13 protein-coding genes are annotated in these 15467 nt (G+C 55.0%); 10 read left to right on the plus strand and 3 right to left on the minus strand.

Translation table 11 applies throughout. The features are described from left to right. Positions 1–81 precede the first annotated feature (81 nt). From TH4_RS15755 to TH4_RS15765, 3 genes are read left to right on the plus strand one after another with little or no spacing between them, the layout of a single operon-like run. Entirely contained in the window at positions 82–1440 is a 1359-nt protein-coding gene (locus TH4_RS15755) for an NAD(P)-dependent oxidoreductase (protein ID WP_064781863.1), read from the plus strand. 25 nt (positions 1441–1465) lie between these two features. Beyond that, positions 1466–2743 carry an NAD-dependent dihydropyrimidine dehydrogenase subunit PreA gene (gene preA, locus TH4_RS15760; RefSeq protein ID WP_008890132.1) on the plus strand — a complete coding sequence of 426 codons (1278 nt, stop codon included), beginning with the start codon at positions 1466–1468 and terminating at the stop codon, positions 2741–2743. 41 nt (positions 2744–2784) lie between these two features. Then, positions 2785–4056, plus strand: coding sequence for a Zn-dependent hydrolase (locus TH4_RS15765; RefSeq protein WP_063087951.1), 1272 nt, complete (start codon positions 2785–2787; stop codon positions 4054–4056). A gap of 81 nt (positions 4057–4137) precedes the next feature. On the opposite strand, the gene TH4_RS15770 is transcribed toward TH4_RS15765, so the two are convergent. The 3 genes from TH4_RS15770 to TH4_RS15780 form a co-directional block, all read right to left on the minus strand. Further along, entirely contained in the window at positions 4138–4911 is a 774-nt protein-coding gene (locus tag TH4_RS15770; RefSeq protein WP_064781864.1) for a substrate-binding periplasmic protein, read from the minus strand. 173 nt (positions 4912–5084) lie between these two features. Continuing rightward, positions 5085–5861: a substrate-binding periplasmic protein gene (locus TH4_RS15775; protein WP_167351226.1), complete on the minus strand. Its 777-nt coding sequence runs from the start codon at positions 5859–5861 to the stop codon at positions 5085–5087. A gap of 182 nt (positions 5862–6043) precedes the next feature. After that, positions 6044–6682, minus strand: coding sequence for a TetR/AcrR family transcriptional regulator (locus TH4_RS15780; protein WP_008890129.1), 639 nt, complete (start codon positions 6680–6682; stop codon positions 6044–6046). A 496-nt stretch (positions 6683–7178) separates the two neighbouring features. Here TH4_RS15780 and aptA point away from each other — a divergent pair, with 496 nt between their 5' ends. From aptA to hydA, 7 genes are all read left to right on the plus strand, one after another. Further along, on the plus strand, positions 7179–8510 hold the full coding sequence (gene aptA / locus TH4_RS15785; RefSeq protein WP_008890128.1) for an omega-aminotransferase AptA: 1332 nt from the start codon (positions 7179–7181) through the stop codon (positions 8508–8510). A gap of 247 nt (positions 8511–8757) precedes the next feature. Beyond that, positions 8758–9624, plus strand: coding sequence for a nitrilase-related carbon-nitrogen hydrolase (locus tag TH4_RS15790; protein WP_008890127.1), 867 nt, complete (start codon positions 8758–8760; stop codon positions 9622–9624). A 256-nt stretch (positions 9625–9880) separates the two neighbouring features. Further along, on the plus strand, positions 9881–10672 hold the full coding sequence (locus TH4_RS15795; RefSeq protein ID WP_008890125.1) for an ABC transporter ATP-binding protein: 792 nt from the start codon (positions 9881–9883) through the stop codon (positions 10670–10672). 10 nt (positions 10673–10682) lie between these two features. Next, complete coding sequence (locus TH4_RS15800) at positions 10683–11591, plus strand: ABC transporter permease (RefSeq protein ID WP_083997142.1); 909 nt, start codon at positions 10683–10685, stop codon at positions 11589–11591. Next, a complete protein-coding gene (locus tag TH4_RS15805; protein ID WP_064781867.1) occupies positions 11588–12745 on the plus strand; it encodes an ABC transporter permease in 1158 nt (385 codons plus the stop codon). Before TH4_RS15800 ends, TH4_RS15805 begins: the two co-directional genes overlap by 4 nt. 61 nt (positions 12746–12806) lie before the next feature. Further along, a complete protein-coding gene (locus tag TH4_RS15810; protein ID WP_008890122.1) occupies positions 12807–13787 on the plus strand; it encodes an ABC transporter substrate-binding protein in 981 nt (326 codons plus the stop codon). 181 nt (positions 13788–13968) lie between these two features. After that, positions 13969–15420: a dihydropyrimidinase gene (gene hydA, locus TH4_RS15815; protein WP_008890121.1), complete on the plus strand. Its 1452-nt coding sequence runs from the start codon at positions 13969–13971 to the stop codon at positions 15418–15420. Positions 15421–15467: the final 47 nt, after the last annotated feature.

Raw genomic sequence — 15467 nt, forward strand, 5'->3', positions numbered from 1 at the left:
CGCGGTCGATTGTAATGTCATTCTTGTTTTGTCTCTCGATGACGTCAGGAGAGGACGCCTTTTTGGCAGGGAGACAAACAAATGACCACCTTGCAGGCCAAGCAAGCTTCAAAATCCGGTGCCGTTCATGGCGGTGCTGGTCACAATGACGCAGATGACGGCTTTTCCGATCTGCATCCGGCCTATTCCACGCTTCAGGCCATGGCGGAAAGCAACCGCTGCCTGTATTGCTATGACGCGCCATGCGTGACCGCATGCCCGACATCAATCGATATTCCATCCTTCATTCGCAAAATCAGCACCGGCAACCCGGATGGTGCGGCAAAGACCATTTTGTCGGCCAACATCATGGGCGGCACCTGTGCGCGGGCCTGCCCGACCGAAGTGCTGTGTGAAGAGGCCTGCGTTCGTAACGTCGCCGAAGATACCGCCGTTGAGATCGGCAGCCTGCAACGATACGCGGTTGATCATCTGATGGCGCGCGATCTGCCTCATCCGTTCAAACGTGCACCGAAAACCGGCAAGACCATTGCCGTTGTCGGTGCCGGTCCGGCAGGCCTTTCATGTGCGCATCGTGCGGCGATGCTCGGCCATGACGTTGTCGTGTTCGAAGCCAAGCCGAAACCGGGCGGACTTAATGAATATGGTCTGGCCGCCTATAAGATGACCAACGATTTCGCCCAGCGCGAAGTGGAATTCCTTTTGGGCATTGGCGGGATTGAAATCGAATATAACAAGGCGCTTGGCAAGGACATCAACCTTGCCGACCTCAAAGCCAAATACGACGCCGTGTTTGTTGGTGTCGGCCTTGGGTCGACCAATGATCTGGGTCTTAAGGGCGAAGATTTCCCGGGCGTTGATGATGCAATCAATTTCATCGAAAAACTGCGTCAGACCGAACCGAAATCCGACATGCCGGTTGGCAACAACGTCATCGTCATCGGCGGTGGCAACACCGCAATCGATGCCGCGGTTCAGGCCAAGCGTCTGGGGGCTGAGGAAGTCACCCTTGTTTACCGCCGGGGTGCGGAAAACATGTCCGCGACCGAGTTCGAACAGGATTTGGCCAAAACCAACGGCGTTGTCGTGCGTTACTGGGCAAAGCCGGTTGCGATCAAGGCCAATGGCAAGCTGATGGGTATGGAGTTCGAAAAAACCGAACTTGATGCCAATGGCAAGCTTGTTGGCACAGGCGAAACCTTTGAAGTGCGTGCAGACCAGATTTTGAAGGCCATCGGACAGAAAATCAAAACCGATGACCTTGCCGGCATGGAGATCACCGGCGGCAAGATCGTGGTCGATAAAAACTATCAGACAACCGCCCCGGGCGTGTTCGCCGGTGGGGACTGCATCAAGAGTGGCGAAGATTTGACTGTTCAGTCGGTCGAAGACGGCAAACAGGCCGCCATCGCCATTGATGCATTCCTGAAATCCGCGTGAAACGCTAGCCAAAGGGAGAGAGAAAATGGCTGATCTAAGCTGCAAAATCGCCGGTATTGATTCGCTAAACCCGTTCTGGCTGGCCTCCGCGCCGCCGACGGACAAGAAATACAACGTCGTTCGTGCCTTTGAAGCAGGCTGGGGCGGGGTTGTCTGGAAGACGCTGGGCATCGATCCGCCCGTGGTCAACGTATCCTCGCGCTATGGCGCGCACCATGACCAGAACCGCCGTCTGTTGGGGATCAATAATATCGAGCTGATTTCCGACCGTCCGCTTGCCACCAACCTTCAGGAAATCCGTGAATGCCGGAAAGAATATCCTGATCACGTCATCATCGGATCGATGATGGCCCCGATCGAGGAACGCGCCTGGAAGGACCTGGCCCAGCAGATCGCCGAAAGCGGTGTGCATGGGCTTGAGCTTAACCTTGGTTGCCCGCACGGCATGTGCGAACGCGGCATGGGCTCGGCCATCGGTCAGGTGCCTGAAATGGTCGAACAGGTCACCCGTTGGGTCAAGGATGCGGTCGATATTCCGGTCTTTACCAAACTGACCCCGAACATCACCAACATCCTGTGGTCGGCCGAAGCCGCGTTGAAGGGCGGTGCGGATGCCGTATCACTGATTAACACCGTTAACTCCATCGTGTCGGTCGATATCGACAACATGATCCCGGAACCGGTTGTTGACGGCAAGGGCACACATGGTGGCTATTGCGGATCGGCGGTCAAGCCGATTGCGCTGAATATGGTTGCTGAAATCGCCCGCACGCCTGAAACCCGCGATCTTGAGATTTCCGGTATCGGGGGCATCACCACCTGGAAAGATGCTGTTGAATTCATGGCGCTGGGATCGAACGCCGTTCAGGTTTGCACGGCTGCGATGATCTATGGCTTCCGCGTGGTTGATGACCTGATTGACGGTATGAGCCAGTGGATGGATGACAAGGGCTACACCAGTGTCGAACAGTTCACCCGTGCAGCGGTGCCGCAGGTTTCCGACTGGAACGAGCTTAACATGAACTTCGACACCAAGGCGGTGATCAACCCGGATAACTGCATCGAGTGCGGTCGTTGCCATATCGCGTGTGAAGATACCTCGCACCAGGCAATCACCATGACCGACAAGCCCGAAGGCGGCCGTCTGTTTGAAGTGGTCGATGAGGAATGCGTTGGCTGTAACCTTTGCTATCACATCTGCCCGGTGCCCGATTGCATCACCATGGAACCGGTCAAGACCGACAAGCCGCCGATGACCTGGCCGGAACATCCGCTTAATCCCATGCGCGTGGCTGCTGAATAAGCCATCTGCGCAAACGCCACCAAAACCAAAAGGACTGACGAATGACTGCTCAACCCAGTGTACGTAACCTGTCAATTGATGGTGACCGCCTTTGGGATAGCCTGATGGAAATGGCCAAGATCGGCAAAACCGCAAAGGACGGCGTTTGCCGTCTGGCGCTGACCGATCTTGACCGTGAAAGCCGTGATCTGTTCATCGACTGGTGCAAGGCAGAGGGCTGCTCGATCCGGATCGACAAGATGGGCAATATCTTTGCCCGCCGCGAAGGCCGTAACCCTGATCTGCCGCCAGTGGTGATGGGAAGCCACCTTGATAGCCAGCCAACCGGTGGCAAGTATGACGGCGTTTACGGGGTGCTTTCGGGTCTTGAAGTGATCCGCACACTCAATGAAGCCAAATACGAAACCGAAGCGCCGCTTGAAGTCGTTTGCTGGACGAACGAGGAAGGCTCGCGCTTTGCCCCGGCCATGGTGGCATCTGGCGTCTTTGCAAAGGTGTTTGACCTTGAATACGGTCATTCCCGTGCGGATGTTGATGGCAAAACCATGGGCGAGGAACTGGAGCGGATCGGCTATATGGGGCCGGACGAGGCGACCATTGATGCCCATCCGATGGGGGCCTATTTCGAAGCCCATATCGAACAGGGCCCGATCCTTGAAGATGAAGGCAAGGATATCGGTATTGTCACCGATGCCCAGGGCCAGCGTTGGTATGAAATCAAATTCACCGGTGTCGAGGCCCATGCCGGCCCGACCCCGATGAAAACCCGCAAGGATGCATTGCTTGGTGCGGCACGCGTGGTTGATCTGGTCAACAAGATCGGTCTGGATCGCTCCCCGCTTGCCTGTGCGACGGTCGGCATGATGCAAATCCATCCGAACTCGCGCAACGTCATCCCGGGCGAGGTGTTCTTTACCGTCGATTTCCGTCATCCCGACGATGCGGTTCTGGCCGATATGGACAAGGCGCTGCGTGAAGGTGTCGAAAAGATTGCCAAGGAGATCGGCCTTCAGACCGAGCTTGAGCAGATCTTCTATTACGCACCGGTGCCGTTCGATAAATCCTGTGTCGATGCGGTGCGCATGGGGGCAGAACTTGGCGGGTTCTCTGCGCGTGAAATCGTCTCGGGGGCGGGGCATGATGCCTGCTATTTGGCGCAAGTGTGCCCGACCGCGATGATTTTCATCCCGTGTGTTGATGGCATTTCACATAACGAGATCGAAGAAGTCCACAAACACTGGTCGGATGCCGGTGGTCAGGTTCTGCTGCATGCAGTTCTGGCCAAGGCCGATGAAACGGTGATGCAAAAATAGGGTCCCGATATATCACGGTGACCAAACACAAAGCAGGGCGTTGTGTGCGCCCTGCTTTTTTATTGTGGCAACACGCCGCCGTTAACTCGCCCCTTCGGACACATCAAGAAGATGGTTCTCGGTCCACTGATCAAGCGTTCCGTCTTCGGCAAGCTGTTCGATCAGGATATTCAGGTTTCTGACATGGCCCATGCAGGGGCTTTTGCGTGAAAACATGAAATGGACTTTGTTGCTGTCAATCGGTGGTTCGACCACGAAGATGTCGTCGATCAGATTATCGCGATAGATATTGGTCAGCCCGTCAAAGCGTCCCAGCATCACATAATCGACCCTGCCATTCATCAGGACGTCAAAGATGCGATTGCCAGTGGGGGAGAAAATCATGTTCAGCCGTTGCTCGGCAAAGCGGTCGATATAATCGCCGTAACTGCCGCCTTGCGGACGCGCGCCGTCATACCCGATCAGATCACTCAGCTCGACAACCGGAAAACGATTGTCGTTGCGTTGAAAGACCATGATGTCGTCATTGGCAAATGGCGCGCTGTAAAAGTGGACCTGATCGCGCTCTTGGGTGAAATAAGCGCCGGCAATCACATCCAGTTCGCCCTTGCTGAGCATCTGAATGGCGCGTGTCCAGGGAATGTCGAGATTGAGATCAAGGCGCAAGTCGTTGCGTTCGGCGTAATCCTGCAAAATATCGATCGCAAGTCCGGTTTGTTGTTGGTCGCCGCGGATATAGGCGATCGGCTCCCAACCATTTGCACCACCGACCGATAATTTTCGGCAGATTTTGTCAGGTGTGGTGTTCCGTTCATGCGGGGCGACCGCGGTTTGCGAATTGGCAGGAAGCGCCATCAGGTTAACCGTGACCCCGATCAATATCCCGGGAATACAAGCAAAGAGAGCGCGAAGTGATTGTCGTATGCACAGCATGGGTGGCTGAAACTTTGTGATTATGAGGAATACCTCAGATTGGGTTCCTCGCAATCCTAAACAACTATACAGAAGTGGGCGGATTTCAGCCAAATCTAGCTTCCGGTTTCAAGGCTGAACACTGTCTGTTCCAGATGATATTTGGTGCGGTCATCAATGGTTCCGTTTTGACCAAGTTCTGCAATGAGCATGTTGATCTGTGCAACATGTTTAACGCACGGGCTGTTGCGCGAAAACATAAGACGGACCGGATTGTGATCGACAGGTGGTTCAACCGCGATGATCGTGTCTTGCGCGCCAAGTTTGTGAAGTGTTGCCAATCCGTCATAGCGCGCAAGCAGGACATAATCCACATGCCCCGCACGCAGCAGGTCAAAGATGCGATCATTGGTCGGTGAATACATCACGTCGAGCTGCTGGCTTGAATAGGTGTCTATCTTTTTGCCAAGACTGCCGCCATGCGGGCGTGCCCCGCGATATCCCCGAAGGTCTTCAATCTTGCTATAGCCGAAACGCCGATCCACATGCTGAAAGACCATGATCTCATCGGTGTAGAAAGGATCGCTGTATTGATACACCCGTTGGCGTTCATCAGTGAAATAGGCACCGGCAGTGACATCAATTTTGCCCTGAAGCAACAAATCAAGCGTTCTTGCCCACGGCAGTTCGATGTCGATTTCAACCTTAATACCGTGGCGTTTGGCATATTCCTTGATGATATCGATGCCAAGACCGCTTTGCCGACCGTCGGATGCGATATAGGAAACCGGTTGCCAGCTTGCCGGACCACCAACGGTGATGGTGTCACAGGTTGTTTTTCTGGCGTCTGCTTGCTGCGCCTCAAGCGGCGATAAAATTCCGGTTGTCGACAAGATTATAGCGCAAAGTGCGAATATTCTAATAAATTTGGCATAAGGCAGCTTTTGCCGCATTTGATCCGCCCCGTTCGTTTCCTCGTTGTTATCTATTATGCAGATATGAACGAAGCCTAATCTATTCAACTTGCGTTCACAAGAAACGTAGCTTAAGGCGCAAAAACGGCTCCGCCTGAGGATCAGGCGAGGCCAACACCCTTCAATATGATGCGTACGACATTTTCCTTGGCCTCGGCAAACTGTGCGTCGGTCAGCGGCTTGTCATTATTGAAAATCTCGATCTGGCGGCCAAAGTCGGCATAGTGCTGGGTGGTGGCAAAGATCATGTACATCAGGGTATAGGGTTCGACATCATCCATCTTGCCCTCGTCAATCCAGCCCCGAATGACCTCCACACGGCTATCGAGCCAGTTTTTTACCGTGGTCGAGATATATTCAGACGAGAATTTGGCGCCACGGATGATTTCATGTGCCCAAAGCCGTGAGCCGTATGGACGCACGCGCGACAAATCCATCTTGGCCTCGATATAGCCGCGCAGAATGAAGGCGGGGTCGGCACTGTTATCGAACGTCATTGCCGCTTCGAGCCAGTGGTCGCAGACATCTTCCATGATGCGACGATAAAGCGCCTCTTTGGTGCTGAAATAATAATGCACATTGGCCTTCGGAACATTGGCGATTTCGGCAATCCGCGCGGTGGTCGCCCCCTTGAACCCGAAATCGGCAAAGACCCGTTCGGCAGCGGCCAGAATCTGTTCTTCGTTTTCCTGTCGGATCGCGGCCTTGTGTGCGCCGTTTACTGCGGGTTTTGTGCTCATTTTTGTGTCCCGTTTCGCGCCGATTTTGATGGATCTCAATCGTGCTGTCTAAATCGCGTCATTTATCTTGACCGTTTGGTCAGGTTAAAATAACCTCTACTGCAAATATCAAAAAGAAACTTTTTATGCGCGTCGTTCCAAGCCATGGTCAAGAGTCGGTTTTGTCCGAAATATCGAACAGTACCGATGAAAGATAAACACAAAATAGACGCCGTAAATAAAAATCAGGGTCGCCGAAATGGTGTTTGACAGTCGAATATTCGAAACAGTTCCGCGGTGGTATTAAAGCGCTAGTGCGTGGGCATGTCTCATGCTAACGACGTTTGTGTGCCCGCAACAGGTCGGGCCGTCCCGGAAAACGAATGTGCGACATTTTGGTCATTAGGCCAGATACCTTTTCGCGAAAACGGGATGAAGAATATCAGATGCCGGTGCACGGTGGCCCGCCACCGAACCGGTCGAGGGAAGAACTTGAAAAGGTACGGGAGACCTTTTGATGACAGCCACCACGAAAATTAGCCGTCCGAACGATCTTTCGGCGTTCTGGATGCCCTTTACTGCCAACCGTCAGTTCAAGCAGACCCCGCGTATGCTGGTGTCGGCCGATGGCATGTATTACAAAACCGACGATAACCGCGACATCCTTGATGGCACCGCAGGCCTTTGGTGCTGCAACGCCGGTCACAAGCGTCCGAAAATCGTCGAAGCGGTCAAGGCACAGATGGACGAGCTGGATTATGCCCCGGCATTCCAGATGGGCCATCCCAAGGCGTTCGAACTGGCCAGCCGTCTGGCACAGTTGATGCCGGGCAATCTCAACCACGTTTTCTATACCAACTCCGGTTCTGAGTCGGTTGAAACCGCGCTTAAAATCGCACTGGCCTATCACCGTGCACGCGGCGATGGACAGCGGACCCGCCTGATCGGTCGCGAACGCGGCTATCACGGTGTGAACTTTGGCGGTATTTCCGTCGGTGGTATTTCGGGTAACCGCAAAACATTCGGCCAGATGCTGGGCGGTGTGGACCATATGCGTCACACTTACCTGCCGGATGAAAACGGTGTTACCCGCGGTATGCCCGAACATGGCGCATACCTTGCCGAGGATCTGGAACGCATTTGCGCGCTGCATGATCCGTCGACCATCGCGGCCGTCATTGTCGAGCCGGTTGCAGGTTCCACCGGTGTTCTGATCCCGCCGAAAGGCTATCTGGAACGCCTGCGCGAGATCTGCACCAAGCATGGCATCTTGTTGATCTTTGATGAAGTCATCACCGGTTTCGGTCGCCTGGGTGCACCGTTTGCGGTTGATTACTTTGGTGTTCAGCCGGATCTGGTCACGACCGCCAAGGGCCTGACCAACGGCACCATCCCGATGGGTGCGGTGTTTGCCACCGACGAAATCCATGATGCCTTCATGACCGGCCCGGAAAACATGATCGAGCTGTTCCATGGCTACACCTATTCGGGCAACCCGGTTGCCTGTGCGGCTGCCATGGCAACGCTTGAGACCTACGAAGAAGAAGGTCTGTATTCCAAGGGCAAGGAACTTGGTCAGTATTGGGAAGATGCGGTGCACAGCCTGATCGACCTGCCGCTGGTCAAGGATGTCCGTAACCTTGGCCTGATCGGTGCGATCGAGCTGGAGCCGATTGAAGGCTTCCCGACCAAGCGTGCCTTCAATGCCTTCCTCAAGGCATTTGAGAAGGGCATCCTGATCCGCACCACGGGTGATATCATTGCGCTGTCGCCGCCACTGATCCTTGAAAAATCACACATTGATCAACTGTTCGGCACATTGCGCGAAGTGCTTAAAGAGATCGACTAGGATTACGATTTTCGTTCCCTGCCTGCGCAATCGGGCAGGGGACACCCGGCTTGCAGAACCAATAAAAACAAACGGGTCTGCAACGCCACGGAGGAAACAACTGTTTCGCGATTTTTCTGATCGCGTCCTGTCTGGGAACGGACCCGTAAAAAAACAAACAGGGTTCTTGGGGCGCGTTCGGGCATAAGTCCGTCAGACCACACAAGTGGCAAGGACATAAAAATATCAGATCAAGGAGGTATCTCGGATGTCAAAGCTGAGAGGTGGCCTGATTCAAATGAGCCTTAAGGGTTCAACCGATCAGTCCCCCGAAGAAATCCGCAAGGCCATGATCGACGCGCACCTGCCCTATATCGAAGAGGCGGGCAAAAAAGGTGTGCAGGTTCTGTGCTTTCAGGAAGTATTCACCCAGCCCTATTTCTGTCCGAGCCAGGACAAGAAATGGTACGCGGCCGCAGAAAAAATCCCTGATGGCCCGACCACACAGCTGATGTGTGAGTTGGCAGCCAAATACAAAATGGTGATCGTTGTTCCGATCTATGAGGAAGACATTACCGGTGTTTATTACAACACCGCTGCCGTGATTGACGCCGACGGTACCTATCTTGGCAAATACCGCAAAACCCACATCCCGCATGTCGCCGGTTTCTGGGAAAAATTCTTCTTCAAGCCGGGCGTATCGAACTGGCCGGTCTTTGATACCCAGTATTGCAAACTTGGCGTTTATATCTGCTATGACCGGCACTTCCCGGAAGGCTGGCGTGCCTTAGCACTCAATGGCGCGGAATATATCGTCAACCCGTCGGCCACGGTCGCAGGGGTGTCGGAATATATCTGGAAACTCGAACAGCCGGCATCGGCCGTCGCCAATGGGTGCTTTATCGGTGCGATCAACCGGGTTGGCCGCGAACAGCCGTGGGATATTGGCGAGTTTTACGGCCAGAGCTATTTCGTCAATCCACGCGGCGAAATCGAAGCACAGGCATCGCGCGATAATGACGAATTGCTGGTCCATGACATGGATATGTCGATGGTGCGTGAAATTCGCGACAACTGGCAGTTCTTCCGTGACCGTCGCCCGTCGACCTATACCCGTCTGACGGACGGAAACTGATTTCATGATACCGGCGAGCGGTCAAAGCGCTGCTCGCCGTTTTGCCTTGATCGACAGGTGGGGTATCATTCTCCGTTCCCGGCAACGACCGGGCAAAGGCTTTATGCGTTTGATCAATGTCGACAAGGTTCAGGGCAACGTCCCTGAGGGAGGCTTCCATCGACTGTGCCAAAAGAGACGCTTTTGGTTCTGAGAGAGACATACGATCAGGGGAAACCCCATGACGCTAAAACAAGTCGTCAATAATGTTGCTGAGATGCCCGCATCGAAAAAAGCAGTTGTTGATATCAAGAAACTGTCGCTGACCTTCCAGACGGCAGACGGTCCCGTTTACGCCCTTTCCGATGTCGATCTGACCATCGAGGAAGGCGATTTTGTTTCCTTTATCGGCCCGTCGGGTTGCGGCAAAACCACACTTTTGCGCGTGATTGCCGACCTTGAACAAGCCACCGGCGGCGAGATTTCGATCAATGGTGTCACGCCACACGAAGCGCGTGAAAAGCGTGCTTATGGCTATGTGTTTCAGGCACCGGCCCTGTTGCCGTGGCGTTCGATCGAACGCAACGTGACCTTGCCGCTCGAAATCATGGAGATCTCCAAGGAAGAGCGCGTCAAGCGCGCCCAGGAGGCCCTGAAACTGGTTGAGCTCAATGGTTTTGAAAAGAAATTCCCATGGCAGCTGTCAGGCGGCATGCAGCAACGCGCATCAATCGCGCGTGCCCTGTCGTTCGACGCCGACCTGCTGTTGATGGACGAACCATTTGGTGCGCTTGATGAAATCGTGCGCGATCACCTGAATGAACAGTTGTTGAAATTGTGGGCGCGGACCAACAAGACGGTGGCGTTCGTCACCCACTCCATCCCCGAGGCGGTGTATCTGTCGTCGAAGATTGTCGTGATGTCACCGCGTCCGGGGCGGATCATTGACGTGATCGAAACCGACTTCCCGAAAGACCGCACACTTGATATCCGCGAAACGCCGGAATTCCTCGAGATTGCGCATCGGGTGCGGGAAGGGCTGCGTGCGGGGCACAGCAATGACGAGTAACACTGCTGCCATGACCGGATCCGTTCGCGGACCATCGACCTGGACGCGCATGATGTCTGGCCAGACCGGGCCGGTCTGCGTTGTTCTGATCGCCCTTCTTGTTCTGTGGTATGTCGGGGCAGTTTTCATGAACGCGCCGACCCAGATTGACCGTTACAACCGTGCTGATCAGTCCTGGACTACGGGCCAGCTGATCGAAGATACCCTGGCACAAGATCGCCCGATCCTGCCAGCCCCGCATCAGGTGGCGGTCGAGATGTATCACTCCATCTTCGCGATCAAGATCACGTCGAAACGCTCGCTGGTGTATCACAGCTGGGTAACGCTTTCCTCGACCCTTCTGGGTTTCGGGATCGGTACGTTGCTGGGTGTGTTGCTGGCGGTCGGTATTGTCCATGTCATGACGCTTGAAAAAAGCCTGATGCCATGGGTGATTTCATCGCAAACCATTCCGATCCTTGCCATCGCGCCGATGATCATCGTTGTTCTGGGCGCCATCGGGATCAAGGGACTGGTGCCAAAGGCGGTCATTTCGACCTATCTCTGCTTCTTCCCGGTCACGATCAGCATGGTGAAAGGCCTGCGTTCCCCGCAGGTGATCCAGCTTGATCTGATGCGGACCTACAATGCCTCGAAATGGCAGACCTTCTGGCAGCTTCGTTTGCCATCCGCCATGCCATATCTGTTTGCCAGCCTGAAGGTTGCGATTGCGATCAGTCTGGTCGGTGCCATCGTCGGCGAATTGCCGACCGGTGCGCAGGCGGGTCTTGGTGCGCGTTTGCTGGCGGGCTCCTATTACGGACAGACCATTCAAATCTGGTCGGCCCTTCTGACCGCGGCGTTTGTGGCCGCCATCCTTGTCGTCATCGTCGGCTGGTGTGAACGCAGGGTTCTTGCGCGGATGGGGGTGAAGTCATGACCTGGACGAAATTGGACAAGTTCTGTCTCGTCGCGGCGATTGCGGCCTTGCTGGCGCTGATCTTCCCGCTTGCGGGTGTGGATGGCGATACCGGCAAACAGGTTGCCTTTGTCGGGGATATTCCCGGTCTTGCTGTTGCCATGGCGCTCTGTGTGATTGCCGGGTCGGCCTTTACCTGGCTTGGTGTCGGATCGGTCACCGCCGGTATGGTCATTCTGGCGATTGCGGTATTTGGCTGCTGGCAGGCGATCAGTGTTCTGTATGATTACGGTGTTGCCGGTTATGCCGGGCCGGGGTTCTGGTTATTCATTCTTTCGCTTTGGGCGTTTGTCTGGCGCGGGATTGATGTGATTGCCAACTTCCACAGCCTTGATCGCACCAAACAGCATCTTGCGAACTTCGTCGTGCCGGTGGCCTTTGGCGTATGGCTTCTGTTTGTCTGGGAAGTCGTCGTTTCGGGCTTTGGCGTGCCACAGGTTCTGTTGCCGCCGCCCAGCATGATTGGCGAACGTTTCGTCAATTCCACCGACATTCTGGCAGCCGACTTCCACCAGACCTTTGTGAAGGCAGTACTCAGCGGCTATGTCATGGGCTGTGGATCGGCCTTTATCGTGGCGATTGCGGTGGATCGTGTGCCGTTCCTCAAACGTGGTCTTTTGCCGCTGGGTAATATGGTCTCGGCCCTTCCGATCATCGGGGTCGCACCGATCATGGTGATGTGGTTTGGCTTTGACTGGCAATCCAAGGCGGCCGTGATCGTGATCATGACCTTCTTCCCGATGCTGGTGAATACCGTGACCGGGTTGAATGCCGCCGGAAAGCTTGAAAAGGACCTGATGGCGACATACGCGTCGGGCTATTGGTCAACGCTGTTTCGCCTGCGTTTGCCGGCCGCCATGCCGTTTGTTTTCAACGCACTTAAAATCAATTCCACGCTTGCGCTGATTGGCGCAATCGTCGCCGAATTTTTCGGCACCCCGATTGTTGGTATGGGCTTCCGCATCTCGACCGAGGTCGGGCGGATGAATATCGACATGGTCTGGGCAGAAATCGCATTGGCGGCCCTTGCGGGTACCGCCTTCTACGGGGCTGTGGCTTATATCGAAAGAAAAGCGACGTCATGGCATCCGTCATTCCGGGTACGTCGCCATTAAAGGCATAAAACAAGACGACCCGTCGGGAGGACTTGACTACAACCTGAGGAGACATCGACGAATGAATAAGTTTATTTCGACTGCTATGGGGTTGAGTTTCGGGTTGGCATCGTTTTCGGCGATGGCAGCAGACGAGGTAACCCTGCAGCTTAAATGGGTCACACAGGCCCAGTTTGCAGGCTACTATGTGGCACTCGACAAAGGTTTCTACGAAGAAGCCGATCTTGATGTGACCATCAATCCGGGTGGTCCGGACGTTGCCCCGCCGCAGGTGATTGCCGGTGGTGGTGCGGATGTGATCATCGACTGGATGCCATCCGCCCTTGCATCGCGCGAAAAGGGTGTGCCGCTGGTCAACATCGCACAGCCGTTTGCCAAGTCGGGCATGATGCTGACCTGCCTGAAGGAAACCGGGATCGAAAGCCCGGATGACTTCCCGGGTCGTACCCTTGGTGTCTGGTTCTTTGGTAACGAATATCCGTTCCTGAGCTGGATGTCGAAACTCGGCATTCCGACCGATGGCGGCGAAAACGGCGTCACCGTGCTCAAGCAGGGCTTCAACGTTGATCCGCTGATCCAGAAGCAGGCTGATTGCGTCTCAACCATGACCTATAACGAATACTGGCAGGTGATTGATGCCGGTATTCCGGCTGATGACCTTAAGGTCTTCAAATACGAAGATCAGGGTGTCGCAACCCTTGAAGACGGTCTTTATGTTCTTGAAGACAACCTTTCGGATCCGGCATTCGTCGACAAAATGTCGCGCTTTGTTGCAGCCAGCATGAAGGGCTGGAACTGGGCCAAGGAAAACCCGGAAGACGCCGCGATGATCGTTCTTGATAACGACATGACCGGTGCCCAGACCGAAAAACATCAGGTCCGCATGATGACCGAAATCGCCAAACTGCTTGGTGATTCTGCGGTTCTCGACGAAGCAGCCTATCAGCGTACCGTTGACAGCCTGCTTTCGGGTGGTTCCGATCCGGTGATCACCAAGGAACCGGAAGGTGCCTGGACCCACGCCGTGACCGACAAGATGTAATCTTCCATCTTGTAACTTTTATCCGTCCGGCGGGGTTTGGGCTTCGCCGGACGGGATGACTTCCAGGACTATGACGATCGATTGAAGACTGATTGAATACCCTCTGGGTGTTTGGAGATAACGGGCGAAATGCCGGGATAGCCCGCAACTTTTCGCCGCAGAGACAGACAAGGAGCCACCCATGTCCATGGTTATTCGTGGCGGAACCATCGTTACCGCCGACCTGACCTACAAATCCGATATTCTGATCGAAGACGGCAAGATTGCCGCCATCGGGGACAACCTGACCGGGGACAAGGTGATCGAGGCCGACGGCTGCTATGTGATGCCCGGCGGGATTGATCCGCATACCCATATGGAGATGCCCTTTATGGGCACCTATTCCGAAGACGATTTCGAAAGCGGCACCAAGGCCGCCGTTGCCGGTGGCACGACCATGGTGGTCGATTTCTGCCTGCCGGCCCCGAACCAGTCGCTTCTGGAAGCGCTGCAAGCCTGGGATAACAAATCCTCCAAGGCGGTGTGCGACTATTCCTTCCACATGGCCGTCACCTGGTGGAGCGAGCAGGTCTTTGATGAAATGAAGACCATCGTTCAGGAAAAGGGCATCAACACGTTTAAGCACTTCATGGCCTACAAGGGTGCGTTGATGGTCGATGATGACGAAATGTTCGCATCCTTCTCGCGCTGTTCGGAACTGGGCGCGATGCCGCTGGTGCATGCTGAAAACGGCGACGTGGTCGCCACCTTGCAGCAAAAATTGCTGGCCGAAGGCAATAACGGCCCGGAAGCCCATGCTTACTCCCGTCCTGTCGACGTTGAGGGCGAGGCCTGCAACCGTGCGATCATGATTGCCGATATGGCCAATGTGCCGCTTTATATCGTGCATGTGTCCTGCGAACCGGCCCACGAAGCCATCCGTCGTGCACGTGCCAACGGCAAACGCGTGTTTGGTGAACCGCTGATCCAGCACCTTATTCTTGATGACAGCGAATATAAAAACGCCGATTGGGATCACGCCGCACGTCGCGTTATGTCCCCGCCGTTCCGCAGCAAGGAACATCAGGATGGCCTGTGGAATGGTCTGGCATCGGGCAGCCTGCAGGTTGTCGCAACCGACCACTGTGCGTTCACGACCGAACAAAAACGCATGGGCGTTGGCGACTTCACCAAGATCCCGAACGGGACCGGCGGCCTTGAAGACCGCATGCCGCTTCTTTGGACCTATGGTGTTGGCACCGGCCGTTTGACCCCGAATGAGTTCGTGGCCGTGACCTCGACCAACATTGCCAAGATCCTCAATATCTATCCGCGCAAGGGGGCGATCCTTGTCGGGGCGGATGCCGATCTTGTCGTCTGGGATCCGAAGGCGTCCAAAACCATCACCGCCAAACACCAGCAGTCGGCAATTGACTACAACGTGTTTGAAGGCATCGAGGTCACCGGCCTTCCGCGCTATACGCTCAGCCGCGGTCGTATTGCGGCTGAGGAAGGTGTGGTTCTCGCCAAATGCGGCGACGGCGAATTCATTGCCCGCGAACCGTATCCGGCAGTCAACAAGGCGCTTTCCAAATGGAAAGAAATCACCTCCCCGCGCAAGGTTGAACGCAGCGGTATTCCAGCTGGCGTCTAAGCAAACCGAGCACGATCGATTAAAAAACGGGGCAGCCAATGGCCGCC

Origin of the sequence: Thalassospira tepidiphila MCCC 1A03514 (assembly GCF_001662875.1) — a bacterium.
GTDB lineage: Bacteria > Pseudomonadota > Alphaproteobacteria > Rhodospirillales > Thalassospiraceae > Thalassospira > Thalassospira tepidiphila.

Coding starts and splice junctions, on each gene's coding strand:
- TH4_RS15780 (WP_008890129.1), bottom strand. CDS start 6,682: ATGAGCACAAAACCCGCAGTAAACGGCGCACACAAGGCCGCGATCCGA.
- aptA (WP_008890128.1), top strand. CDS start 7,179: ATGACAGCCACCACGAAAATTAGCCGTCCGAACGATCTTTCGGCGTTC.
- TH4_RS15790 (WP_008890127.1), top strand. CDS start 8,758: ATGTCAAAGCTGAGAGGTGGCCTGATTCAAATGAGCCTTAAGGGTTCA.
- TH4_RS15795 (WP_008890125.1), top strand. CDS start 9,881: ATGCCCGCATCGAAAAAAGCAGTTGTTGATATCAAGAAACTGTCGCTG.
- TH4_RS15805 (WP_064781867.1), top strand. CDS start 11,588: ATGACCTGGACGAAATTGGACAAGTTCTGTCTCGTCGCGGCGATTGCG.
- TH4_RS15755 (WP_064781863.1), top strand. CDS start 82: ATGACCACCTTGCAGGCCAAGCAAGCTTCAAAATCCGGTGCCGTTCAT.
- hydA (WP_008890121.1), top strand. CDS start 13,969: ATGTCCATGGTTATTCGTGGCGGAACCATCGTTACCGCCGACCTGACC.
- TH4_RS15810 (WP_008890122.1), top strand. CDS start 12,807: ATGAATAAGTTTATTTCGACTGCTATGGGGTTGAGTTTCGGGTTGGCA.
- preA (WP_008890132.1), top strand. CDS start 1,466: ATGGCTGATCTAAGCTGCAAAATCGCCGGTATTGATTCGCTAAACCCG.
- TH4_RS15765 (WP_063087951.1), top strand. CDS start 2,785: ATGACTGCTCAACCCAGTGTACGTAACCTGTCAATTGATGGTGACCGC.
- TH4_RS15770 (WP_064781864.1), bottom strand. CDS start 4,911: ATGGCGCTTCCTGCCAATTCGCAAACCGCGGTCGCCCCGCATGAACGG.
- TH4_RS15800 (WP_083997142.1), top strand. CDS start 10,683: ATGACCGGATCCGTTCGCGGACCATCGACCTGGACGCGCATGATGTCT.